Below are 23,729 nucleotides of genomic sequence, written 5' to 3' on the forward strand. Positions count from 1 at the left end.
AGTGTCTGGCCCCACCCCGCCATGGGCGCGAAGCTGCGCTGCCGGCGGGTCACACTGGAGTCACCGGCCAGGAAGACTGTGCGCGTCCGCCGCACTACGCCCACTCCCTGCTGGTGTCCCGGTGGTGGCGGTCCGTGCCGGTGAGACCCGCGCCGCCGTCGAGCGCGCTGTGCGTACGCGACGGCGCGTCCGGCGCCCTGCTGCTCTCGACCGCTCCCTCCAGTTCGTCGATGGCCCGGAAGACCCGCTCCGAGTTGTTCGTGTCCCGGCGGCCGAAGAAGGCGTCGACCCGGGCGCGGTACTGCGGCTCCACGGCGAAGCCCCGCTCGATCGTGGCGATGATCTCCCGCACCGTCGCGTCGACGTCGCGGCAGACCGGGCCGAATCCGTCGCGCTCGAACTCGTAGTAGCCGCGCTTGTAGTGGTTGCCGTAGAAGTCTTCCTCGTCGAACGGCGTGTAGACGATGGGGGTGCCCATGTAGGCCACGTCGAAGAAGACCGACGAGTAGTCGGTGACCAGGAGTGAACACTCGCGCATGGCCAGCTGCACGTCCCGTCCGTCGCCGGTCACGGTCACCGACGGATGGTCGATGCGGAAGTGATGCAGATAGGGGCGGATCTCGTAGTGCGGCATGAACTCCAGTTCCACCCCGCACTGTTCGAGCACAGCCAGCAGGCGCTCGTCGCGCAGCAGGGTCGAGAAGAACCGGAAGTAGTCGGACGCGGCGAACGGGATCTTCGCCTTGGCCGCCCTGTCGTACGAAGGGGCGACGATGTCCCTCCGCCAGGTGGGCATCAGAAGCACCCTCGGCCGTCCCGAACGCACGGGCTGCAGGGCGTCGAACCGCGGGAAGCCCGCGGCCGCGACCCGGGCGTAGCCGTAGCCGCAGTGCTCGGCGAAGTACGAACGCTCCGCCTCGCCCACGGTCAGCAGCAGGTCGACGTCGGTGACCTGCTGGTGCACCGAGGGCGCCACGTCGTTGTAGGTGACCCCGTGCTGGAGGAAGACCCTCCGGTAGTTCAGCAGGTCTCCGTAGCCCCGCAGGAAGGAACTCTTGCTGAGCTCGGGGAACCCGAGGTACGCCTCCAGGTCGTACGGGTTGATGAGCCGCTTGGCATGCAGCAGATACATCCGGTACTTGCGCGAGGTGCGGTCCAGGACGTGCCCGTACGGTGCCACCTTGGCCCGGTCCTTGGCGTCCCCGTTGATGGCGTAGTAGACCTTCCGGCGCGGCTGGTTCTCCCTGATCCACCGGAACAGGTGGTAGGCGTTGTCCTGCGCGGTATCGGCCCTCTCCCCGATGATCCAGATGTCCTTGCGGTGGAGCCGGGGATAGCTCAGCAGGTAGGCGAGGCGCGTACGCCAGCCCGGTCGGCCGGGCAGCGCGGACAGCAGCTGGCGCCGCAGATTCCACAGCCGGCCCCGCAGCTTCCGGCCGGCCCCGGTGAAGTAGCGGAAGACCATGGAGTCGTCCTCGCGGACACCGAGCCACAACCAGTCGCGGCCGATCCTGCGCATGCCCTTGAACCGGTGCAGCATCAGCCGGGCTCCGACCGGAGCGTCGACGTGGCGGTCGCCGTCGTGGAAGCGCAGGACCACCGTGAGGTCGCGGCCGGCGAGTCCGGCGAGCGCCTTCGGCGTCGCCGCCGCGCGCCATCCCCCGAACCAGTCCCGTTCGTTCCTGACCCTCCACCGGTCGCGCCGGTACACCTGCTCGGCGGGGATCGCCACGCTCCTCGTCCCGTCCGTGCATATCAGCTCGATGCGGTTCGTGAAGAGCTGGGAGATGTCGACGCCCGTCAGGGTCATCAGACCCTCGAACTGAAGCTCGCCGTCCCGGTAGCGCACGCTTTCGAGTACGGCCTTCTGGCGCTCCACCCGGAGCAGGCTGGATTCGACGCCGTCGGCCGCGAGCCGCCGGTACATGCCCCTCTCGTCCAGTTGCAGCGACGGTTCGTACTCGGGCTTGGAGAACGGGTCGCAGAACAGCGGGAAGTTGCCGGTGCGGACGGCGTGGTGCTGTATCCGGGACACGGGGTGCGTCACGTACTGGAGCAGCACCTTCTCCGGAATCCGGGCGTAGACGGCGCACAGGTCCTCGAAGACGTCCGCGATCTCCGTGCGGTTCATGATGCGGTGGTAGTTGCGCAGGAACGGCTGGTAGGAGCGGACGACGAAACGCTGGATCAGGAGGGCCATGGGCTCCTCCATCCGTTCGGCGTGGTCCAGCAGATACCGGTTGAGGTGGAGCCGCTGGCGGACCTTGACCGGGTCGTTCCAATCGACGTCGAAAAGCGAGTCGTTCTGAGCGGGATCGCGTTGGAAATAGACGTACCGGTCGACCAGGCTGAAGGTCCGGGCGGTCGTCAGCGCCAGCATGCTGACCCACGTCTCGACGAACATGCCGCCGTCCGACGGCCGTATCCGGTGGTCACGCAGCATCGAGACACGGAAGAGCTTGTTCCCGAGGTCGACCGAGAAGAGCATGTGCGGAGCCTTGGCCACCAGGTCGGTCCGGCCCTTGGCGCCCGCGCCGAAGTACCGCTTCCACGGTTCGTCGGCGTTGCGACGCGGCCCGGGGAACGTGTCGTAGTTCCCGATGGCCACATCGACGTCGTGCTTGACGGCCGACTCGGTGAGCTGTCGCAGACTGTCGGCGCCGAGAATGTCGCGGCCACTGGCGAACAGCACGTAGGGGGCGACGACCTCGGCGAGGCCGTGCTCGAAGGCCGCCGCCGCGCCCTGCGGGGGGATCCGGAGCACGGAGGCGTTGCGGTAGTAGGCGACGAAGTTGTGCAGATACTCGCCCGTACGGTCGGTGGAACCGTCGTCGACGAACACGACCTGCGTCTGGGTGAACACGCTCTGGGCCGCCAGCGACCTCAGTGACTCGTTCAGATGGTGCTCGTCGTTGTGGCAGTGGACGACGACCGCGGCCTGGTACGGGCCGGGCTGGGACACCGGCGGCGGCTCCTCGGCGCCGTGCCACCAGTTCCAGGGAGTCCCCCTGCGGGTATCCAGGGCGGCACGCTCCGCGGTCTCCGGCCGCAGTGCGACGTTCCCGCTGACCGTCTCGTACATCTCGTACGTTCCGGTCGGGCCCTCGTAACGCTCCCGGGTGATGTCGATGCCATGGATCGCCACGGTCGTGGTGGCGCGCTCGCCCGCGTGGCGGACCTGGACGAAGAGGTTCCAGACGCCTTCGCCGGTCGCCGCCCCCACGCTGCTCTTCAGGTCGAGGACCGACTGGTAATGCACACGGTGATCGTCCGTCTCGACCGCGTTGACCGGGAAGACGTGGTCCCTCTTGGTGCTGCGCAGCCGCAGCACGGCCTTGAGTTCGATCTTGCCACCGGTGGAGAACCTGCCGAACTGATTGAGCAGGTAGCCGGACAGATGGAGTTCGCCGTCCCGTATCTCCACCTCGGTCGCCTGATTGAACAGCCGCGCGTCGGTCAGCGGCTTGCCGACGAGGTCGAGGTCCGTGACGTCGAGGAAGCGTTCCGCGTGGGGAAGGTGCAGCAGCGCTTCGGACCAGTAGACGCGCTCGTCACGCTCGACGAGGTCCGAGCTGAGCACGCTCCGGCGTTGCGCGTAGTCCGAGACGGACAGCGCCAGGTCCACCCGCCCGTGCATGAGGCAGAAGGCGCGGACCCGCTCCAGCACGCCGCACAGCTCGTAGACGGAGGGCTCCAGGGAGCGCAGGTACGGGCCCACGACGGCGGCGAAACCCCGCCGGTACCGCTCGTCGCCCGAGCGCAGCTCGCGCGCGTACAGATGCAGGTCGTGAGAGAGGAACTTCACCGCCTTGTGCGCGAGGAGTTCGCCCTCCCCGACCTGGCGCAGGAAGGAGTCCGTGTACTGGTGCACGGCGACCCGGTCCCGAATGCTGCGCAGTTCGCCGCGGCGGTTCGTGATGGAGGGCGCGGAGGAGTCGCGCTCCCACATCCAGCGGTACACGGGGACGGTGAGGAAGGTGATCGAACCGGCCCAGTAGTTGGCCAGCGTGGAGAAGTACGTGTCCTCGTAGTAGACGCCCTCGGGAAACCGGACGCCGTGGTTGTGCAGGAAGTCGAGCCGGTACAGCTTGCCCGCCGCGATCGGGTCGTCGAAGAGCTGGGGCAGTGCGCGCAGCCCGGCCACCGTACGCGGAGAGGAGTAGAGCTGCGGCTGCCAAACCGTGGTCTCATCGGTGTTGAGGTTGACGCGCAGGGCGCGTCCGGCGGTGATGTCCGAACCCGTGACGACGGCCGAGGCGAGCAGTTCCTCGCACGCCTTGAGGGGCAGTTCGTCGTCCGCGTCCAGGAACATCACGTACTGGCCCGTGGCGGTCATGATGCCGTTGTTGCGCGGGGCCCCGACGCCGCCGCTGTTCTGCGGACGCTCGACGATCCGTACACGCCTGTCGGCCGCCGCGAACTGCTGCGCCACGCCGAGGGTCCCGTCGGCCGAGGCGTCGTCGACGACGATCACTTCGACGTTCCGGTGCGTCTGGGCGAGCGCGGACTTCAGGGCCCGCCCCAAGGTGGCAGCGGCGTTGTACGCGGGAACCACGACGGAGACCGTGTAAGCCGCCGGGTCGACTGCCGCACTCATCGCACCGAACCTTCGGTTTCCACCCAGTAGGGCAGCGCCCTGAGCTGCTGCGTCTCGATGTCCTGGGCATGGTGGGGATAGGGCTGGGGGTAGGGCTGGAAGCCCAGGTCGTCGTCCTGCTCGGGGACCGGGAACTGCTGCGCCAGGGCGGCGCGGCGCTCCTCGTCGAGGCCGCCGGCCCGGCGGTGGCGTCCCCGGTGGAGGTTCTCGGCGATCACGCCGGCCTTGGAGGGCTCGGTGGCGAGCTTCTCCATGAGCCGGGTGAAGTCACGGGTGGAGAGCCAGAACTTGTACATGATCACGAGCTCGAAGAGGCCCAGCGCCACCGCGGATATCGCGGTCGTCCACAGGATCCGGCCGATCAGCGGCGCCACGATGAAGATGAACATCTGGAACTCGATGCCGCTGATCAAGTGCGGCCTGATGCGGCTGCGCAGCAGAGCCTGACGGAATCGCGTGTACCACGGGAACCGGTCGCGGAACTGGGCGTGCAGGTCGACCACGTCGTCGCTCTGTTGCTTGAGGACCTCGGCCTCGACGCCGGGGTTCTCCCGGAGCAGGTCCTCGATGAAGACCACCTTGGGCTGTCCGTCCGCCGCCTCGGCCGCGTCGCGCCGGCCCTGCTCCTCCTCCAGCGCCTTGCGCTCCAGCGTGACCTTCTCGATCTTCATGCGCATGGACATGCGCATCTTGTAGATCTGCAGGGCGTCGACATACCGGAGCATGTCGAGGAAGACGACGGCCAGGGCGGCGAGGAGGTAGTACTCGTTGTGGGTACGCAGGTACTGGCCGCCCATCAGGGCGAGTGCGCAGAAGAGGACCCTGATCCGGTCGAAGACGTAGTCGAGCCAGCCGCCGAAGACGGTGCCGTTGCCCTTGAGGCGGGCGAGCTTGCCGTCGATGCAGTCGAGGATGAAGCTCAGATGGTAGAGCGCGGCCCCGATGACGAGGGAGGCGGTGTCGCCCTTGAGGAAGAAGTACGCGGAGCCGAGGCCGACGAACAGCGCGGACCAGGTGACCCGGTTCGGGGTGATGAACTTGAACTTGGCCATCACGATCAGCATGCGCGTCGCGACCGGATCGACCAGCAGGACGGTCCACCAGGCATCGCGCTTCTTGCATGTCAGCTTCTGAACGGCACGCAGCGACAGTTTCCCCATAACCCCTCAGACACACACGACTCACGCGGTCAACGCGGCCCCATCGGCCTGCAACAGTCGCAATCAAGGGGCGTTCACACCGTGGACACAGAATCTTCACTTGTGATCCACATAAAGACAGGATGAGAGCCTACCAAGGCCATGGTCAAACTTGAAACCATCAAAGATGGTCCCACATGATCATGTGATCGCCTCCGGGCCAGTGCTCAGATCCCGGAGACCACGGTCCACGGGGCGAAGACGAGGCCGGCATCGCCCTGCTCCTGGCGCGTGATCCGCAGCCGCCCGTCGTCCCCCAGCACGGCGACGACCGCACGGCCGAGGCCGTCCACCGCCACCGCGGGCGGCACCACCGAGGTCTCCCCCACGTCGAACCACCACACGCCGCTCTCCGGCCGTCCGTCCGCATGCGCCCCCACCAGGCACGCGCCGGACTCCCCCGACCGCACCAGCACCGTGCAGCCCCAGCCCTGGATGTCCACGCCCGCGACCCCTGCCACCGCCCCCGCGCCGTCCGGCCCGCCCAGGCTCACAGCACCGGCCCCCGGCACCTGCACACAGACCTCGTTGCTCCCCGCGTACCGGTAGCGCACCGACCCCGCTTCGGGGGCCGCCGACAGGGTGCCGGGGGCCGGGCTGACCGATCCCGCGGCGTCCAGCGTCCACTCACCCGACGGCGTCTCGCGGTGCCAGCGGATGGCGGCCGCCGCGTCCCTCGCCCTGGCCCAGACCTCGGGTACGCCCGAACCACCGGGCTGCGCGATGAGTTCGTCGGCGACGCGGACCCCGCGAAGGTGCTGCCAGCCGCTCCACCGCCCGTTCGGTCCCTGACGGCGGACACTGATGCTGTGGCCGAAGTTGCGCACGAAGACGGCGAGGTCACCACTGGCGTCGAAGGCCGCGGCGGGGAAGCCGACCTCGCGGCTCTTGCCGGGGTCCTTGCCGTTCGGGTTGCCGACGGAGTGCCAGGCCCCCAGAGCACGCCCGCTCTGGTACTGGGTGGTGTGGGCCACCTCGACCCACTCCGTTCCGTCCGCCCCCTTCCGGCGACGCAGGCCGAAGAGGTGTACGTACCCCTGGGCATCCTGGACGACTTCGAGGCCGGGGAGAAGATCGGGTCCTTCGAGGAGTTCCGGGCCGATCCACTCGTGCCCGCCCACGCGCCTCTCGGTCCAGCGCAGCACCCCCGCGGCCGACGGAAGATAGGCGGAGAGCCGGCCGTCCACACCCCTGACGAGCCAGCGGAGCGGGAGCGGATGACGATCACACGCCCGGGGCCCCGACGCGGCCGGCACGCCCGCCCGGTGGCACCGTATGAACACCGGTGAACCGCACTCCCGCTGGTGCCGGCGGGCGGCGGCGATCGTGGCGCGCGCCACGCTGCCGCGCAGAGGCGGCTCCGTGACGACCGGGCCCTTGGCCTCCGGGTCGAGGGAGGAGTGCTCGGGGTCGGGGTCCAGGGTGGTGACCAGCAGCGGCCGCAGCTCACGCAGCGCCTCAAGCACCCGGGCGGTGATCTTTCCCGGCTCGGCGTCGATGACCCAGGGCTCGTCCGAGACCCGGACACCGCGGTCCGCGGCGTCCGCCATGGCGCGGTGGAGCGCCGCCCGCTCCTCCGGCGTGCCGGGCTGGGCGCAGACGACGTCGACCAACTGGCCGCTCCGCTGCAACGCCAGAGGTTCCACGGCATCACCGGGGCCGGCGACCACGATGGCCACGCCGCCGGCGTCACCCGCCCGAGCGGCGCCCACGCGATCCTGTGTCCGCCTGCCGCGCTCCGGCCGACGCCCCCCTCTGCGTGCCATGCGCCCGCCTTCCTCACTTAGGGAACCGGGCTTGCGGTTGCCCCGGCTCCCAAGAAGATAAGCACTCCCGCTTCGGTCAGGAAATCCACTCATAGCATTCCGATGCCTCATGGTTCCTGGCAAACATGATCGATGTCGCCCCGAACCGGTCACCCGCTGAGCCGACCGCCCGGTCTGTCACAGTTACGCCACAGCCTTCGTACGTACACCTGATCGACTGTTTATAGTGCTCATCCCGGGAAAACGAGGACCGGCTCCACCCCCCACCCGAGTCCCACCCCACCATCTGCGCCCTGACCAGGCCACAAGCTGTGAGGACTCACTCAGGATGAGCCAAGACGACACCACCCCCGGCCAGGGGAGTTCCCCGGAGACCCCCCGCCGCCGGGGGCGCAAGCGTGTCCGGACGCGGGGCCAGCGCATACGGCGAGTGATCCTGATCTCGTCCCTGGTGCTCGTCGTCGCCGCCGGCGGTACCGCGTGGTGGTTCTGGAGTCACCTCAACGGCAACATCAAGGGCGTCGACATCAACAAGGCGCTCGGTGAGGACCGTCCCGAGAAGCTGCCCACCAGCGGGCAGAACCTGCTGGTCCTGGGGTCCGACTCGCGGGCCGGCTCGGAGAACAAGGAGCTGGGCGGCGGGGCCGGGGTCAGCGGGGCCCGGTCCGACACGGCGCTCGTCGTGCACATTCCGGAGGGCCGCGAGAAGGCCATCGCCGTCTCCATCCCGCGCGACACCCTGGTGACCCGGCCCGAGTGCACCAAGGGCGACGGGTCCACGGTGGCGGGCAAGGACCGTGTGATGTTCAACTCGGTCTACTCGCAGGTCGGTCCGGCGTGTGTGGTCAAGACCGTCGAGAAGATGTCCGGGGTGCGGATCGACCACTACCTGGAGATCAACTTCGCCGGGTTCAAGGGGCTCGTGGACGCCATCGGCGGGGTGAACATCGACGTCAAGGAGCCCATCCACGACAAGAAGACCGGGCTGAACGTCGACGCCGGACCGCACAAGTTCGACGGCACCGAGTCCCTGAAGTTCGTCCGCACCCGGTACAGCCTCAGCGACGGCACCGACCTGAGCCGCATCGGCCTCCAGCAGCAGTTCCTCATGGCGCTGCTCAAGGAGGTCAAGAGCCAGGACCTGCTGGGCAGTCCGACGAGCGCCTACAAGATCGCCAACTCCGCCACGGCGGCCCTGACCACCGACGACGAGCTGGCCTCGCTCACCTCGCTCGCGAAGTTCGCCCGGTCCATGAACGGCGTCGACCCGGACACGATGGAGACGATCATGCTCCCCGTCGAGTACGACAAGATCGACCACAACCGCGTCGTGGCCGTGGAGTCGCGGGCGAACGCGCTGTGGAAGGCGATCCGCGAGGACGCCCCCATCCCGGCGTCCGCCAAGAAGTCCCCGGCGCTCGGACAGGGCTGATCCGAACGCAAGACCTGCGGCCCCGGGAACGCTCCCGGGGCCGTACGCGTCGCACGGACAGGGTTGTCCGCGTCACACCCGCCGGGCCGGGCCCAGCGCCAGCCCCGGTTCGTCGTTCTGCCGGGCCACGTAGAGCCCGCCGCGCTCGCCGATCATCGCGAGCACCACGCGCCCCTCGCCGTCGAGCGCCAACGCCGGGGGCGCCGAGGTGCGTTCGCCCGTCGCCGCCCACCACAGGCCGCCCGCCTCGTTCTCCGTACCGCAGGCCGCGAGCAGCACGCGGCCGTCGCGGGTGCGGTGGGCGAGCACGGTGCAGTCGTAGTCGTCCAGCTCGGCGCGGAGCACGGCGACCGGGCCCTCGGCCGGGGTGTCGCCGATCGTGATGGGCGGGGCGTCCAGGCGGGTGGCGACCAGGGTGCCGGTGGTGGCGTCGGTCCAGTAGAAGGTGGTGCGGTCGGGCCCGGTCTCCAGCGCGCTCACCGCGCCGCCGGCGATCTTGACGGTCAGGTTGTCGCCCTTCTGGAAGGCGCCGCCCGGCTCGGCCTGCGCCCACCGCATGGCCTTGTTGGTGCCGGGGACCAGGAGCTCCATGCGGCCGGACTCGCCGACCGAGACGGCCATCGTCTCCTTGCCCAGGGTGCCCCTGAGGTCCTTCCACCCCTCCCACTTGCCGTTCTTCGCCTCGCGGCGCATCATCATGCCGCCGTTGGCGTTGCGCACGAAGACGTGGACCATGCCGGTCGGGGCGACGGCGGCAGCCGGCGGGCCGATGCGCGCGGCGCGCTCATCGCCGTCCTTGTACGGATTGCCCACGGTCCGCCACGCGGTGACCGGGCGGCCCGTCTGGTACTGGATGGCGTGCACGAGGTCGACCTGCGGCTGCTCCTCGTCGCCGGGCACCGTGCGGCGGCCGATGAAGTGGACGTAGCCGTCCGGGCCCTGGGCGACGCCGAGGTGAGTCAGGTGCGGAGCCGGGAAGAACTCGGGGCCCTGCCAGCCGGGGCCGCCGGGGCGTTCCTCGGTCCAGCGCAGGAGTCCGTCCTCGTTGCGGGCGTAGGCGGTGAGCCTGCCGTCCTTGCCACGCACGAGCCAGCGTCCGTCGACCGGGGTCTCGCCGGTGCCACGGGCGCTTTCGACGTCTCGCAGGGCGTCGCCGCCCTTGCCCGAGGCGCTCCCCTGGGCACGTCTCGACCTGACTCGCATGTCGTGGCGTCTTCCTTCCGTGATGGTCCGCCCCCGATCTGCGGCTTTGTGTCACGACCGGCATCCGGAAGGCGGGGAGCACCCATCATAGAATCACCGTTCGAACCCTTGGAATCACCGCGTCCGCACCACTTGCGCGGGGCTTCGCCATACCCCGGCATGGCACTCTTGCCGCATGCCGAATCCGCTGCCCCTGGTGATCGTCGACGCCGCCAATGTCGTCGGGTCCGTCCCGGACGGCTGGTGGCGCGACCGGCGGGGCGCGGCCGAGCGGCTGCGCGACTCGCTGGTCCCCTACGCGTGTGACGGCCTGCCCGGTGTGCCAGGACCCGTCGAGCTGGTGCTGGTGGTCGAGGGGCGGGCCCGGGACGTCGCGCCGGTGCCCGGGGTGCGGGTGGAGGCGGCCCCGGGCAGCGGTGACGACCTGATCGCGGAGCTGGCGGCGGAGACCGCGCCCCGCCCCTGTGTCGTCGTCACCGCCGACCGTGAGCTGCGCCGCCGGGTCGAGGCGCACGGGGCGCGGTGCACGGGGCCGCGTACGGTGCGGCCGGGGGGTTAGGGCCTGTCTTCAAACTGGCGTCGTCCGGCAGACGGCAGTTTGAAGACAGGCCCTACGGCCTTTCGCGGTTCACCCGGCTGTGCGAGCGGCCGTACGCGAAGTAGATGACCACCCCGATCACCATCCAGACCGCGAACCGCAGCCACGTCTCGGCCGGCAGGTTGAGCATCAGCCAGACCGAGGCGGCCACCGACAGGATCGGGACCAGCGGCACCCACGGCGTGCGGAAGGCGCGGTGCAGGTCCGGGCGGGTGCGGCGGAGCACGATGACGCCGAGCGCGACGACCACGAAGGCGAAGAGGGTGCCGATGTTCACCAGCGTGGCGAGCTCGTTGATGCTGGTCACCCCGGCGACGACGGCGATGATCACGCCGAGCAGGATGGTCGGGCGGTACGGGGTGCGGAAGCGCGGGTGCGTCTTGGAGAAGAACCTCGGGAGCAGGCCGTCGCGGCTCATCGCGAAGAACACCCGGGTCTGGCCGAGCAGCAGGATCATGCAGACCGTGGTGAGGCCGACGGCGGCACCGAAGCTGATGACGCCCGCGTAGAAGGGATGTCCGACGGCCTTGAAGGCGTCGGCCAGCGGGGCGCTGACGGACAGCTCGGTGTAGTGCTGCATGCCGGTGACGACGATCGAGACGGCCACGTAGAGCACGGTGCAGATGAACAGCGAGGCCAGGATGCCGCGCGGCATGTCGCGCTGCGGCAGCTTCGTCTCCTCCGCGGCCGTGGCGACGACGTCGAAGCCGATGAAGGCGAAGAAGACGATGGAGGCGGCGGTGAAGATGCCCATGACGCCGAAGTTCGTCGGGGCGTAGCCGAAGATCAGCTGGACCAGCGGGGCGTCGAACCCGGACCCGGAGGGCTGGGGTTCGGCCGGGGGGACGAACGGCGAGTAGTTCGCGGTGTCGATGAAGAACAGGCCCGCGATGATGACGATCAGGACGACGGCGATCTTGACGGCGACCACCACGGTGGTGACCCGGGCGGAGAGCTTCATGCCCAGCACCAGGATCACGGTCAGGACCAGCACCAGGGCGAAGGCCAGGATGTCGAAGCCGAAGCCGTCCGCCACGTCCGGCCCGGACAGCACGTCCGGCAGGTGCCAGCCCGCGTTGTCCAGGAGCGAGCGGACGTAGCCGGACCAGCCGACCGCGACCACCGCCGTGCCCAGCGCGAACTCCAGCACCAGGTCCCAGCCGATGGTCCAGGCGACCAGTTCGCCGAGCGAGGCGTACGAGAAGGTGTACGCCGATCCCGCGACCGGCACGGTGGACGCGAACTCCGCGTAGCACAGGGCGGCCAGCGCGCAGACGACACCGGCGACGACGAAGGCGAGGGCGGTGGCCGGGCCGGCCGTCTCCTTGGCTACCTTGCCGGTGAGGACGAAGATGCCGGTGCCGATGACGACGCCGACCCCGAAGACCGTGAGGTCGAGGGCCGAGAGCGACTTCTTGAGGGCGTGCTCCGGCTCCTCGGTGTCGCGGATGGACTGCTCGACCGTCTTGGTCCTGAACAGCCCGTTCCCGCTCGGGGGCAGGTCCTGCTGCGTGCTCACCGGCGTACCTCCACGCACTCGTCGTGCACGCCATGTTCCGGACCCGGACCCGTCACCCGTTCGCGGCACGCCTGCGGCGGCCGGATTTCACGCGAACGGGCCGGTCGGACCACTCGTTACGGGTGGTCCGACCGGCCCGTCCGGCCGAAGGGGCGGTACGCGTCAGTCCCGGACGCGCTCCGCGACGGTGCGGTCCTCCGCCGTCTCGTAGCGCCCGTCCAGCTTGGCGACCAGGCCGGTGACCTGGCGGGCGATGTCCGGGGCGGTCAGCCCGATCTCGGCCATGACCTCCTTGCGGGAGGCGTGGTCGAGGAAGACCGGCGGGATGCCGAAGTCGCGCAGCGGTACGTCGACGTCCGCGTCGCGCAGCGCCTGGGAGACCGCGGAGCCGACGCCTCCGGCCCTGCTGTTGTCCTCGACGGTCACGACGACGCGGTGCTGCGCGGCGAGCGGGGCCAGGGCCTCGTCCACCGGCTTCACCCAGCGCGGGTCCACGACGGTCGTGGAGATGCCCTGGGCGTCGAGCAGGTCGGCGATCTCCAGGCACATCGGGGCGAGCGCGCCGATGGAGACGAGCAGCACGTCGGGCCGGGCGGCGCCCGGCTCGCGGAGCACGTCCATGCCGCCCACCGTGGAGACGGCCTTGACCGAGGGGCCGACCGCGCCCTTGGAGAAGCGGACGACCGTGGGCGCGTCGTCCACCTCGACGGCCTCGCGCAGCTGGGCGCGGACCTGGTCGGCGTCGCGCGGGGCGGCGATCCGCAGGCCCGGCACGACCTGGAGGATCGACATGTCCCACATGCCGTTGTGCGAGGCGCCGTCCGTACCGGTGATGCCGGCCCGGTCCAGGACGAAGGTGACCCCGCACTTGTGCAGGGCCACGTCCATCAGGACCTGGTCGAAGGCGCGGTTGAGGAAGGTGGCGTACACCGCGAAGACCGGGTGGAGGCCGCCGGTGGCGAGGCCCGCCGCGGAGACCGCGCCGTGCTGCTCGGCGATGCCGACGTCGTAGATCCGGTCCGGGAACTCCTTCTCGAACCCGGTCAGGCCGACCGGCTGGAGCATGGCCGCAGTGATCGCGACGATGTCCTCGCGCTCGCGGCCGAGCTTGACCATCTCCTCGCCGAACACCGAGGTCCAGTCGAGGCCGGAGGTGGCGACGGGCAGCCCCGTGTCGGGGTGGATCTTGCCGACGGCGTGGAAGCGGTCGGCCTCGTCCTGGAGGGCGGGGGTGTAGCCGCGGCCCTTCTCGGTGAGGCAGTGCACGATGACCGGGCCGCCGAAGCGCTTGGCGCGCTGGAGGGCGGACTCCAGGGCCTCGATGTCGTGGCCGTCGATGGGGCCGACGTACTTGAGGCCGAGGTCCTCGAACATGCCCTGGGGGGCGATGAAGTCCTTCAGGCCCTTCTTGGCACCGTGCAGGGTCTCGTACAGCGGCTTGCCGACGACGGGGGTGCGCTCCAGGAGGTCCTTGCCGCGGGCCAGGAAGCGCTCGTAGCCGTCGGTGGTGCGCAGGGTGGCCAGGTGGTTGGCGAGGCCGCCGATCGTGGGCGCGTAGGAGCGCTCGTTGTCGTTGACGACGATGACGAGCGGGCGGTCCTTGGCGGCGGCGATGTTGTTCAGCGCCTCCCAGGCCATGCCGCCGGTGAGGGCTCCGTCGCCGATGACGGCGACGACGTGGTCGTCCTTGCCGCGGACCTCGTTGGCCTTGGCGAGGCCGTCGGCCCAGCCGAGGACGGTGGAGGCGTGCGAGTTCTCGATGACGTCGTGCTCGGACTCGGCGCGCGAGGGGTAGCCGGAGAGGCCGCCCTTGCTCTTGAGCCTGCTGAAGTCCTGGCGGCCGGTGAGCAGCTTGTGCACGTAGCTCTGGTGGCCGGTGTCGAAGAGGACCTTGTCCTTCGGCGAGTCGAAGACCCGGTGCAGGGCGATGGTGAGCTCGACCACGCCGAGGTTGGGTCCGAGGTGTCCGCCGGTCTTGGAGACCGCGTCGACCAGGAAGGTCCGGATCTCCTCGGCGAGCTGCTCCAGCTGCTCGGAAGTGAGCCGGTCGAGGTCACGCGGTCCGCCGATGCGGGTCAGCAGATCCCATCCGTCGCCCACCACCGCCCGTGCGTGACGCGCTTCGCGCGGCTGTGTCACCGTGCCTCCTTGCGATTGTGCTGGTCGAGCATGCCGATCCGATGAGTCTAACGGCCTCCCCCCGAAGCGGGAGTCGGGGCGTGCTGCCCCGTCCGTGCCGGTACGCGCCGGAGCCCGGCGCCCTCCGTGGGGGCGCCGGGCTCCGGCGGGTGGTGCGTACGGCGCGCGGCCTGCGGTGTCGCTAGGCGCGGCCCGCCGTCTTCTGCGTCTTGCGGGAGACCGAGTCGATGATCACGGCGATGAGGAGGACCGCACCGGTGATCATGTACTGGATCGCGTTGGACGACAGGTTCATCTGGTTGAGGCCCTGGACGATCGACTGGATGACCAGGATGCCGAGGAGCGCCGACCAGACCTTGCCGCGTCCGCCGAACAGGGACGTACCGCCGATGACGGCCGCGGCGATGCACATCATGAGCTGGTTGCCGCCACCGAGCGAGCGGTCGGCGCCGCCGGTCGCGGAGGCCAGGAAGAGACCGCCGACCGCACCGAGCGTGCCGGAGATCATGAACACCGAGATGCGGATCCAGGACACGTTGATACCGGCACGGCGCGCGGCCTCGACGCCGCCGCCGACCGCGAAGACCTGACGGCCGTACGTGGTGCGGCGCAGCACGAAGTCGGTGATGACCAGGATCGCGAGGAAGATCACCAGGGAGAGCGGGAGGCCCTGCTCCTGGTTGAACGCGTACGCGGCGAGGAGGGCCAGCACGGCGAGCAGCGCGGTGCGCAGGATGATCTCGCTCTGCGGGCGGGACGGCAGCTCGGCGGCCTTGCGGCGCCGGGCGTCGCGCAGCTGCGTGAGGTAGAAGAGGACGATCACGGCCACGGCGAGGCCGTAGGCGGCGGCGACGTCCTCGAAGTAGTAGCTGGTCAGGTCCCGGACGAAGCTGCCGAGCGGGGTGGTGATGGTGGACTTCTCGCCCATCACCCAGGTCTGCATGCCGGCCCAGCCCAGGAAGCCCGCCAGGGTCACGACGAACGCCGGCACGCCGATCTTGGCGAAGACGATGCCGTGGAAGGCGCCGATGACCGTGCCGGAGAGGATGCCGAGCAGGATGGCGAGGCCGTCGGGCATGTCCGTGCCGAGGACGGCCCACACCGCGCCCGCGAGACCCGCGACGGAGCCGACCGCGAGGTCGATCTCGCCGAGCAGCAGCACGAAGACGATGCCGACGGCCATGATGCCGGGGCCCGCCGCGTACAGCGTGATCTGGTCAAGGTTGTACGAGGTGAGGAAGTTGCCGGTCTCGGCCTGGAAGACGATGCCGATGATGATCAGGCCCACCACGACGGGCAGCGAGCCGATCTCGCCCGAGCGCACCTTGCGCTTGAACTCGGTCCAGTAGCCCTTGAAGCCCTGCTCGCGGACGAGCAGCCGGGGGTCCACGACCCTGACGGCGTCGGGCGCCGCCGCGGGGGCCTCGGTGGGCTCCGCCTGGGCCGGGACCTTGGCCGAAGTCTCGTTGGTGTTGCTCACTTGGATGCCTCCGCGCTGCGCGACTTGCGGCGGGTCACGGCGTTGTCCGTGGCGCCCGTGATCGCGGCGATGATTTCTTCGTGGCTGGTCGTGGCCACGGGGAAGACGCCGTTGTTGTGGCCGAGTCGCAGCACGGCGACCTTGTCGGCCACGGCCTTCACATCGGCCATGTTGTGGCTGATGAGGATGACGCCGAGGTTCTGCTCGCGCAGCCGCTCCACCAGGTCGAGGACCTGTGCGGTCTGCTCGACGCCGAGGGCCGCGGTGGGCTCGTCCAGGATCACGATCTTGGGGTTGCCGACCAGGGCGCGGGCGATGGCCACGACCTGGCGCTGACCGCCGGAGAGCGCGGCGACCGGGATGCGGACGCTGGGGATGCGGATGGAGAGGGTGGACAGGAGGTCCTGGGCCCGCTTCTCCATGGCGACCTCGTCGAGGACGCCGCCCTTCTTGATCTCGCGCCCGAGGAAGAGGTTGGCGACGACGTCCAGGTTGTCGCAGAGCGCGAGGTCCTGGTAGACGGTGGCGACGCCGAGGTTCTGGGCGTCGTGCGGACGGCTGATGTCCACCTTCGCGCCCTCCCACTCGATGACGCCCTCATCGATGGGGTGCACGCCGGCGATCGTCTTGACCAGCGTGGACTTTCCGGCACCGTTGTCGCCGACGAGGGCGACCACTTCTCCGGCGTGGACTTCGAGATCGACACCGGAGAGGACCTGGACCGCTCCGAATCGCTTGAAGACTCCACGCAACGCCAGCACGGGCGTCTGTGACACGTGAACCATCTCCTTCGCCGCCTGACCGGCGGGGATGTGCCGCCTGACCGGCGGAGACGCCGCGCCGCGAGGGCAGCGTCGACATACGGGAAGCACTGGGGGGGGGAAGAGTGTCCGGCACCCGGCCGGAAGCGGGGTGTGAGCCGGCCGGGGCCGGACAGTCATGGGGCGGGCGGATTCCGCCGTGCGGGACGGAAGGGGGCCCGCACGCGCCGGGGCCGGACGGCCCCGGCGCGCGGAGGTACTACTTGATGCCCAGCGCGGTGCACTTGGCGGCGATGTCCTTGACGCAGACGTCGGCGGCCTTGTAGATGCCGTCCTTGATCACGGTGGACTGGATGTTGTCCTTGTTCACCACGGTCGGCTCAAGCAGCGTGGACGGAACGCCGTCCGTCTCGCCCTGGGCGCCGATGTCCTTGCCCTGGAGCAGGTTGACGGCGAACTTGGCGGCCTCGGGGGCCAGCTGCTTCGGCGACTTGTAGATCGTGAAGGTCTGCGTACCGGCGATGATCCGCTGGATGCCGGGGAGTTCGGCGTCCTGGCCGCCCACCGGGATGTCCTTGATGCCGGCGTTGGTCAGGGAGGTGATGATGCCACCCGCCATGCCGTCGTTGGCGGAGTAGACGGCGTCGATCTTGCCCTTGCCGACCGAGGAGATGGCGGCGGTCATCTTCTCGCCGGCGATCTTCGGGTCCCACTCGCCGGACGCCTCGTAAGCGATCTTGATCTTGCCGTCGAGGGACGCGTGGGCGCCCTTCTTGAACAGACCGGCGTTCGGGTCCTTCTCGTCACCGTTGATCATGACGAGGTTGGCCTTGGCGGCCTTGGCGCCGAGGGCGTCGAGAACGGCCTGGCCCTGGAGGCGGCCGATCTTCTCGTTGTCGTGGCTGACGTAGGCGTCGGCGCCGGCGATGGCGCGGTCGTACGCGACGACCTTGACGCCCTTCTTGTGGGCGGCTTCGACCCAGGCGGCGGACTTCTCGGCGTCGACCGAGGAGATCGCGATGACCTTGATGCCGTCGGCGATCTGCTGCTCGAACTGCTGCTTCTGCTGGCCGACGTCACCGCCCGCGTTGTTGTAGACGACCTCGCAGTCGGCGCAGTCCTTCTTGACCGCCTCGATGAACAGCGGCTTGTCCAGCGTCTCGTAGCGGGCGGTCTTGTTCTCCGGGAGCAGCAGACCGATCTTGGTCTTGCTGCCCGAGTCCGCCGAGTCCTTCTTGTCGTCGCCGGCCTTGCCGCACGCGGCGAGGGAGACGGCCATCGAAACGGCGGCCGTGCCTATGACGATGCGTCGCGTCATTGCGTTCATTGGGGGTTTGCCTCCCTGACGAGGCCGCAACGTCGCGGCCGAGGTGGCTGGAAGTCAACTCGGCCGCGAGGGCGGCGTCAAGGAGTAAATCCTTAACGAGATGACAACGGTGCCATTCGTTATCTAAGTGAAGGCAGGAGTGGCCGCGGGGAGAGTGCTCTCCAAAAGGGTTGAATCCCCCATCTCGCTCAGGACGAGCGCCAGCGCGCCCAGCACCTCCGCACGGCCCCCCAGGGCCCCAGGAAGCACGGAGAGCTGCCGGGCCGCGCTGGGGATCGCGTAACGCGACACGGAGTCCCTGATGGGCCCCAGGACCAGCTCCCCGGCCTCGGCCAGCGAGCCGCCCAGCACCACGCGGCTCGGGTTCAGCAGATTGCAGAGGTTGGCCACCCCGCTGCCGATGTGGCGCCCGACGTCACCGATCACCCGGCGGCACCCCGGATCGCCCTCGCGGGCCAGCTGGACCACCCGCTCCATGGTGAGATCGGGGCCGTGGCTGGGCTGGAGCAGGGGCAGGACGTAGCGCGCGGCCGTGAAGGTCTCCAGGCAGCCGCGGTTGCCGCAGCGGCAGACCGGGCCCGATTCGTCGAGGGTGATGTGGCCGATCTCGCCGGCCGTGCCGCCCGGGCCCCGGTAGATGTGCCCGTCGATCACCAGACCGGCGCCGACACCGCTGGCGACCTTGATGTACGCGAGGTCCCTGACCCCCCGGCCGCTCCCCCAGACCAGCTCACCCAGGGCTCCAAGGTTGGCGTCGTTGTCCACGTACACCGGCACGCCGAGGCGCGAGGACAGCTCCTCGCTGGGGTTGATGCCCGTCCACCCCGGCAGGATCGACGTCGAGCCCAGGGTGCCGGACTCGACGTCGATCGGGCCGGGTACACCGAGGCCGACCCCGATGACCTTGCCCGGGCTGATCCCGGTCGTCTCGATCAGCCGGTTGACCAGCTGTTCCGCCCGTCCGAAGCCCTCGGCGGAGGAGGCGTCGACGTCCAGCGGCTCGGACTCCTCGGCGAGCACCTGGTGGGCCAGGTTGCCGACGGCCACGCGCAGGTGGGTGTGGCCGAAGTCGACGCCGATCACGATTCCCGCGTCGCCGCTCAGCGAGACGCTGCGGGCCCGGCGGCCGCCCGCCGAGGTGGGGGTCACCTCGACCGTGCCGCTGTCCTTCAGTTCACGAACGATATTGGAGACGGTGGCCGCGGAGAGGCCCGTGCTCCTGGCGATCTCCGCCTGGGTGAGCGAACCAGCCATGCGTACGGCGCGCACGACCCGCTCAAGGTTGGCGCGATGCAGAGACGTCTGCGACCCCGGAGTCTCCATCGACTCACTCACTCCTGCCATATTCTCCAACATGTGAACTCTAAGCTGACCGTTTTGGGGCAGGCCCCGTCAAGACCTTGAGCAGTCGGAGCCACCGATGAGCGCCGCTCCCGGGCCCGGCGGCCCGGGCGAACTCCCCCGTACACAGACGAACCGCCCGCCGGCTGGGATGCCGGCGGGCGGTTCGCTTCGTTCGTGAAGTGCGTTCGGGGTGTACGGGGCTTTACTTCACCGCTCCCGCGGTCAGCCCCGCCACGACTTGGCGCTGGAAGATGATGTAGGCCGCGAGGACCGGCAGCATCGCCATCACCAGACCGGCGAAGAGCCCGGACCAGTCGCCCTTGTACCCCTGGCTGGTGGCCAGTTCGACCAGACCCTGCGAGAGCACCCGGTAGTTCGGGTCCGTGTTCAGCACCGTGGGCAGCATGTACTGGTTCCACTGGCCGAGGAAGTTGAAGATGCCGACGCTGATCAGACCGGGCTTGGCCATCGGCAGCATGACCTGGAAGAACGTCCGGGTGTGCGAGGCCCCGTCGATCATCGCCGCTTCCGCCACCGACCCCGGCAGCGTCCGGAAGAAGGAGGTGAGGAAGAAGACGGTGAAGGGCAGCGAGTACGCGATGTAGACGAGGATCAGCCCGTGCCGCGTGTTCAGCATCCCCATGTTGTTCATCACGAAGAACAGCGGGACCAGCGCCAGGATGATCGGGAAGCTCATCCCGCCGATGAACAGGTAGTAGATGAAGCGGTTGCCCGGGAAGTCGAACCGGGCCAGCACGTAGGCCGCCATCGAGCCGAGCAGCAGCGTGCCGATCAGCGAACCGCCCACCACGACGATCGTGTTGAAGAAGTAGTCGCTCATGTGCGCCTGGCTCCAGGCGCGCGACCAGTTCTCGAAGTGGAGCTTGTCCGGCAGCGCCCACGGCGTCGACAGGATCGAGTCGTCGTCCTTGAACGACGACATGACCGCCCAGAGCAGCGGCATCACCACCAGGATCGCCCAGATGATCAGCACGCCGTGCGAGAAGACGTTGAGGGTCTTCCCCTCGCTGCTCTTCCCCTTGCCCGCCGGGGCGGGCGACTTGGACACGGGGGCCGGATCCGTCGCCGCGACCGCGGGAGGGGTTTCAGTGGCCTTCACGCGTGCTCACCTCGTACTACTGTCGAGCCGGCCGCCGCGGCCGGGCTGTCTTGCCTGCTGGGGGTCCGGGGAACGCGTCCCGGGAAGCGCGGCATCAGAACTCCAGCCGCTCGCGCCGGCCCAGCCGCATCACGACGGCGGCGAACGCCATGGTGACGATGAGGAGTCCGACACCGATCGTCGTCGCGTAGCCGGCCTGACCGTCGCGGAAGGCGGTCTGGTAGACGTACAGCGGCAGGATCGTGGTCGAGTAGTCGGGACCGCCGGGGCCGACCGTCATGACCTGGACGGCCGTGAACGCCTCGACACCGAGGGCCAGGATGCCCATGTAGACCCAGCCCGACTGGATGGTGTCCCAGAGCAGCGGCACCGTGATCTTGAAGAACGTGGTGATGCGGCTGGCCCCGTCCAGGAGCGCCGCCTCGTAGAAGTCCTTGGGAATGGAAGCCATTCCGGCCGAGAAGAGGACGACGAAGAAGCCGACCGTCGACCAGACCAGCACCACCATGACGCAGATCAGCGCCAGGTTCGGATCGCCCAGCCACTCCGGCTGGACGGAGTCCAGACCGATCCCCTTCAGCGCCGAATTCACCATGCCGGACGTCGGGTTGTACGCGAACTGGAACAGCAGGGCGACGATGACGATGGAGAGGACCTGGGGGAAGAAGTAGGCGATCTTGTAGAAGGCCGAGCCCCGCACGCCGGAGACCGCGGCGTTCTTCCGCCGGCGGCCTCCGACGTTGAGCATGAAGGCGAAGAAGAGCGCGAGGCCCAGCGTCACCAGCGGCAGCACCAGCACGAGAATCACGCTGTGCTGGAGGGACTTCCAGAAGATGTCGTCCTTCAGCATCCGCGAATAGTTGCCGAAGCCGACCATCTTGAAGTCCGGGCTCAGTCCGGTCCAGTCGGTGAAGGAATAGTAGATGGCCTGGATGAACGGCCAGATGACGAAGACCGCGTACAAGGCCAAGGGGACTACCAGGAACCCCACAATGAACCGGTACTTGCCGTGCTGCATCGTTTACCGACCCCGATCTTTCCGCGGGTGCCGCCGCTGGTGACGGTTGCTCACTGGTGCTTGTAGTGCTTGATGGACTGGTCCTTGGCCGCGGCGTCCGCGTAGGCCTGGATCTTCTTGATGGCCTCGGCGGGCGTCAGACGCCCGGCCATCATCTCGCCGAGACCGGCGCCGATCTGCTCCTTCTGGAGCTTCACGTACCAGTCCTGCATGCGCGGGTTCACCACGTTGTCGCCGGCCTTCTTCAGCGCGTCGACACCGGCCTGCATGGCCGTGGAGAGGGTCAGACCATCGGTGCCGCCGTTGTAGGCGCTCAGCGACTTGACCTGCTTGGTGAAGTTCTTCGAGGACTCCTCGGAGAGCATGATGCGCAGCTGCTCCATGCCGCCCTGCGGGTTGGCCGCCTTGGCCGGGACGACGAAGGGCTCGCCGCCGGACGCCCAGATGGTGCCGAAGGGCATCTTGTCGGACGAGTCCAGGCTGGACGGGGCCGAGACCATCATCTTGAAGTCCTTGGGCGTGGTCGGCGCCGCCTCGTTCTCCACCCACGAACCGTTCGGGAGGAAGAGCGCCTTGCCCTTGGTCCACTCGGTCTGCGACTGGATGTGGGTCAGGCCGGTGGTGCCGTTGAGGATGTAGCCCTTCTGCTTCAGCTCGTAGTACGCCTCGAACGCGGCCTTGACGGCCGGGTCCTTCCAGGCGTTCGGCTCCAGGTTGTCGATCTTGTCGAGGACTTTTCGGCCGCCGATCTTGGCGATGAACGGGTAGAGGGAGAACGGCAGGTAGTACGGGTACTTGCCCGCGTACGTCCAGCCCGCGATGCCCTTCTTCTTCGCCTTCGCGCAGAGGGCGAGCATGTCGTCCCAGTTCTCCGGGTACTGCGCGTCGAGCTTCTCCAGGTTGGTCTGCGAGTACCAGACGCCGTACACGGTGTACGCGTAGTACATGATCCAGACCGGGTCGCCGTCGAACTGGCCCATCTCCAGAACGCCCGGACGCAGCGTGTCGCGGACCTTCTTGTTCGGGTCGTCGTAGGACGGGGCGTCCATCAGCGGGGTCAGGTCGAGCAGCTGCTTCTTGCCGACGAGGACACCCATGTCCATCTGCTCGGCACCCGAGTTGTCGATCAGGTCCGGCGGGGTGCCGCCGTTGAAGCGCGGCTGGAGCTGCGACTGGATCTTCTGCGTCGAGGTGTGCTTGACCTTGGCCTTGGGGAATGCCTCGCCGTACTTCTTCTCGGCGTCCTTGGCGTACTGGTCGCCGAATCCGCCGTTGAAGATCACCACGTCGAGCGCGGCGCTCTCGTTGACACCCAGCGGGTTCTTCGCGCTGGTCTTGCCCTTCTTGACGGGCTCGTCGCCACCGCTGTCGCCGCTCGCGCAGGCGGACAGGAAGCTCATGGTCGGAACGGTGATCAGACCGAGTGCGGCAGAACGCTTGATCACATCGCGACGGCCAAGGCCCTCATTGTTGTGGGCGGAGGTGGATCCCATGCTCAAGTCCTCGCCTTCTCCAGGACTCAGGCGGTGTGTACCGGTCGCCCCGTCGTAATTCGCCTCAGCGAAGGGCCCCGCCACCGCGGTCAGTTGCGCTTGGGTGGTACAGATTTCAGGCTAACGATTGCCGTGGGGGGCGCCGGGGGACCGAACAGCAGACGCACCTGCGGCGTCGCGTTGTCCTGCCCCCGTGTCCCCCAGCCGCACAACCGGTGAAGCAGCTGTGCGGACGCCGACAGGTATAGTCCACTTGCCGCCAACTGAGCAAGATCGAAAGCAAGGTTGCACGGCAGTCTTTCCCGAGTTGAGACCTCTCGGATACCTCGACACTCCGGACCCTCCTTCGGATGTAACGATTTCCGCATTCCGGTCGATTCGGCGGCGGCATGCGCCCCAACTCCCTTGACAGCATGAGCCACTTCGCTCCCTACTGGTTCCTGCGCATCTTCTGACAACGTTGTCCAAGCGCACACTTCCCCGAGAGGAATCGGCTCGGCATGCACCCCCGACACCGTTCTCGCACGAGACGAAGCAGCACGGCAGCGCTGATCGCGGCCTCTTTGGCCCTGGTCGTGACAGCCCCCACGGCGGCCGCCGCTCAATCGGCCGGGCCCGGCCCGAGAGGTCAGAAACCCGCGGGTGACCGGACGTTCAGCACCTCTTTCGAGGAGGACGAAAAGCAACCGGACTGGCGTAATTCCGTAGAAGAGGGCCCCGACGGAAAGAAGCG

15 protein-coding genes are annotated in these 23,729 nt (G+C 68.7%); 2 read left to right on the forward strand and 13 right to left on the reverse strand.

Annotated features, from left to right (window positions below):
• Window positions 1–94: 94 nt before the first annotated feature.
• The 3 genes from ACZ6C6_RS15015 to ACZ6C6_RS15025 all read right to left on the reverse strand — a co-directional run bounded on the left by ACZ6C6_RS15015 (window position 95) and on the right by ACZ6C6_RS15025 (window position 7,508).
• Complete coding sequence (locus tag ACZ6C6_RS15015) at window positions 95–4,597, reverse strand: bifunctional glycosyltransferase/CDP-glycerol:glycerophosphate glycerophosphotransferase (RefSeq protein ID WP_469202805.1); 4,503 nt, start codon at window positions 4,595–4,597, stop codon at window positions 95–97.
• Window positions 4,594–5,757 (reverse strand): CDP-alcohol phosphatidyltransferase family protein, encoded by a 1,164-nt coding sequence (locus tag ACZ6C6_RS15020; RefSeq protein ID WP_469202807.1) that lies wholly within the window; start codon window positions 5,755–5,757, stop codon window positions 4,594–4,596. Before ACZ6C6_RS15020 ends, ACZ6C6_RS15015 begins: the two co-directional genes overlap by 4 nt.
• 206 nt (window positions 5,758–5,963) lie before the next feature.
• Window positions 5,964–7,508, reverse strand: coding sequence for a PLL family lectin (locus ACZ6C6_RS15025; protein WP_469202809.1), 1,545 nt, complete (start codon window positions 7,506–7,508; stop codon window positions 5,964–5,966).
• A 382-nt stretch (window positions 7,509–7,890) separates the two neighbouring features.
• On the opposite strand from ACZ6C6_RS15025, the gene ACZ6C6_RS15030 reads away from it, so the two are divergent.
• Window positions 7,891–8,994 carry an LCP family protein gene (locus ACZ6C6_RS15030; RefSeq protein WP_469202811.1) on the forward strand — a complete coding sequence of 368 codons (1,104 nt, stop codon included), beginning with the start codon at window positions 7,891–7,893 and terminating at the stop codon, window positions 8,992–8,994.
• A gap of 72 nt (window positions 8,995–9,066) precedes the next feature.
• Here the strand turns inward: ACZ6C6_RS15030 and ACZ6C6_RS15035 are convergent, their stop codons facing one another.
• On the reverse strand, window positions 9,067–10,197 hold the full coding sequence (locus ACZ6C6_RS15035; protein WP_469202813.1) for a PLL family lectin: 1,131 nt from the start codon (window positions 10,195–10,197) through the stop codon (window positions 9,067–9,069).
• Window positions 10,198–10,372: 175 nt separating this feature from the next.
• On the opposite strand from ACZ6C6_RS15035, the gene ACZ6C6_RS15040 reads away from it, so the two are divergent.
• The gene (locus tag ACZ6C6_RS15040; protein ID WP_469202815.1) at window positions 10,373–10,756 is read left to right on the forward strand and encodes a PIN domain-containing protein; all 384 of its coding nucleotides are present in this window, start codon (window positions 10,373–10,375) and stop codon (window positions 10,754–10,756) included.
• A 52-nt stretch (window positions 10,757–10,808) separates the two neighbouring features.
• On the opposite strand, the gene ACZ6C6_RS15045 is transcribed toward ACZ6C6_RS15040, so the two are convergent.
• The 9 genes from ACZ6C6_RS15045 to ngcE form a co-directional block, all read right to left on the reverse strand.
• Window positions 10,809–12,314: an amino acid permease gene (locus ACZ6C6_RS15045; protein WP_469202817.1), complete on the reverse strand. Its 1,506-nt coding sequence runs from the start codon at window positions 12,312–12,314 to the stop codon at window positions 10,809–10,811.
• A gap of 162 nt (window positions 12,315–12,476) precedes the next feature.
• Window positions 12,477–14,396, reverse strand: a complete 1,920-nt coding sequence (dxs, locus tag ACZ6C6_RS15050; protein WP_469203328.1) for a 1-deoxy-D-xylulose-5-phosphate synthase — start codon at window positions 14,394–14,396, stop codon at window positions 12,477–12,479.
• A gap of 238 nt (window positions 14,397–14,634) precedes the next feature.
• The gene (locus ACZ6C6_RS15055) at window positions 14,635–15,933 is read right to left on the reverse strand and encodes a sugar ABC transporter permease (protein WP_469202819.1); all 1,299 of its coding nucleotides are present in this window, start codon (window positions 15,931–15,933) and stop codon (window positions 14,635–14,637) included.
• Window positions 15,930–16,718 (reverse strand): ATP-binding cassette domain-containing protein, encoded by a 789-nt coding sequence (locus ACZ6C6_RS15060; RefSeq protein ID WP_063822575.1) that lies wholly within the window; start codon window positions 16,716–16,718, stop codon window positions 15,930–15,932. The genes ACZ6C6_RS15055 and ACZ6C6_RS15060 overlap by 4 nt, the downstream gene beginning before the upstream one ends.
• Window positions 16,719–16,953: 235 nt before the next feature.
• Window positions 16,954–18,021 (reverse strand): sugar ABC transporter substrate-binding protein, encoded by a 1,068-nt coding sequence (locus ACZ6C6_RS15065; RefSeq protein ID WP_469202822.1) that lies wholly within the window; start codon window positions 18,019–18,021, stop codon window positions 16,954–16,956.
• A 123-nt stretch (window positions 18,022–18,144) separates the two neighbouring features.
• Window positions 18,145–19,344 (reverse strand): ROK family transcriptional regulator, encoded by a 1,200-nt coding sequence (locus ACZ6C6_RS15070; protein ID WP_164399655.1) that lies wholly within the window; start codon window positions 19,342–19,344, stop codon window positions 18,145–18,147.
• Between the two features lie 223 nt (window positions 19,345–19,567).
• On the reverse strand, window positions 19,568–20,485 hold the full coding sequence (locus tag ACZ6C6_RS15075; RefSeq protein WP_469202824.1) for a carbohydrate ABC transporter permease: 918 nt from the start codon (window positions 20,483–20,485) through the stop codon (window positions 19,568–19,570).
• A gap of 94 nt (window positions 20,486–20,579) precedes the next feature.
• Entirely contained in the window at window positions 20,580–21,503 is a 924-nt protein-coding gene (locus ACZ6C6_RS15080) for a carbohydrate ABC transporter permease (RefSeq protein WP_469202826.1), read from the reverse strand.
• A 50-nt stretch (window positions 21,504–21,553) separates the two neighbouring features.
• Window positions 21,554–22,996 carry an N-acetylglucosamine/diacetylchitobiose ABC transporter substrate-binding protein gene (gene ngcE / locus ACZ6C6_RS15085; RefSeq protein WP_469202828.1) on the reverse strand — a complete coding sequence of 481 codons (1,443 nt, stop codon included), beginning with the start codon at window positions 22,994–22,996 and terminating at the stop codon, window positions 21,554–21,556.
• Between the last annotated feature and the right edge of the window lie 733 nt (window positions 22,997–23,729).

The organism is Streptomyces sp. NPDC041814 (genome assembly GCF_055590565.1).

Bases quoted from the DNA above. Each gene is read 5' to 3' on its own strand.
- ACZ6C6_RS15015 (WP_469202805.1), bottom strand. From the start codon at position 4,597: ATGAGTGCGGCAGTCGACCCGGCGGCTTACACGGTCTCCGTCGTGGTT.
- ACZ6C6_RS15080 (WP_469202826.1), bottom strand. From the start codon at position 21,503: ATGCAGCACGGCAAGTACCGGTTCATTGTGGGGTTCCTGGTAGTCCCC.
- ACZ6C6_RS15020 (WP_469202807.1), bottom strand. From the start codon at position 5,757: ATGGGGAAACTGTCGCTGCGTGCCGTTCAGAAGCTGACATGCAAGAAG.
- ACZ6C6_RS15070 (WP_164399655.1), bottom strand. From the start codon at position 19,344: ATGGAGACTCCGGGGTCGCAGACGTCTCTGCATCGCGCCAACCTTGAG.
- ACZ6C6_RS15035 (WP_469202813.1), bottom strand. From the start codon at position 10,197: ATGCGAGTCAGGTCGAGACGTGCCCAGGGGAGCGCCTCGGGCAAGGGC.
- ACZ6C6_RS15060 (WP_063822575.1), bottom strand. From the start codon at position 16,718: ATGGTTCACGTGTCACAGACGCCCGTGCTGGCGTTGCGTGGAGTCTTC.
- ACZ6C6_RS15030 (WP_469202811.1), top strand. From the start codon at position 7,891: ATGAGCCAAGACGACACCACCCCCGGCCAGGGGAGTTCCCCGGAGACC.
- ngcE (WP_469202828.1), bottom strand. From the start codon at position 22,996: ATGGGATCCACCTCCGCCCACAACAATGAGGGCCTTGGCCGTCGCGAT.
- ACZ6C6_RS15040 (WP_469202815.1), top strand. From the start codon at position 10,373: ATGCCGAATCCGCTGCCCCTGGTGATCGTCGACGCCGCCAATGTCGTC.
- ACZ6C6_RS15065 (WP_469202822.1), bottom strand. From the start codon at position 18,021: ATGAACGCAATGACGCGACGCATCGTCATAGGCACGGCCGCCGTTTCG.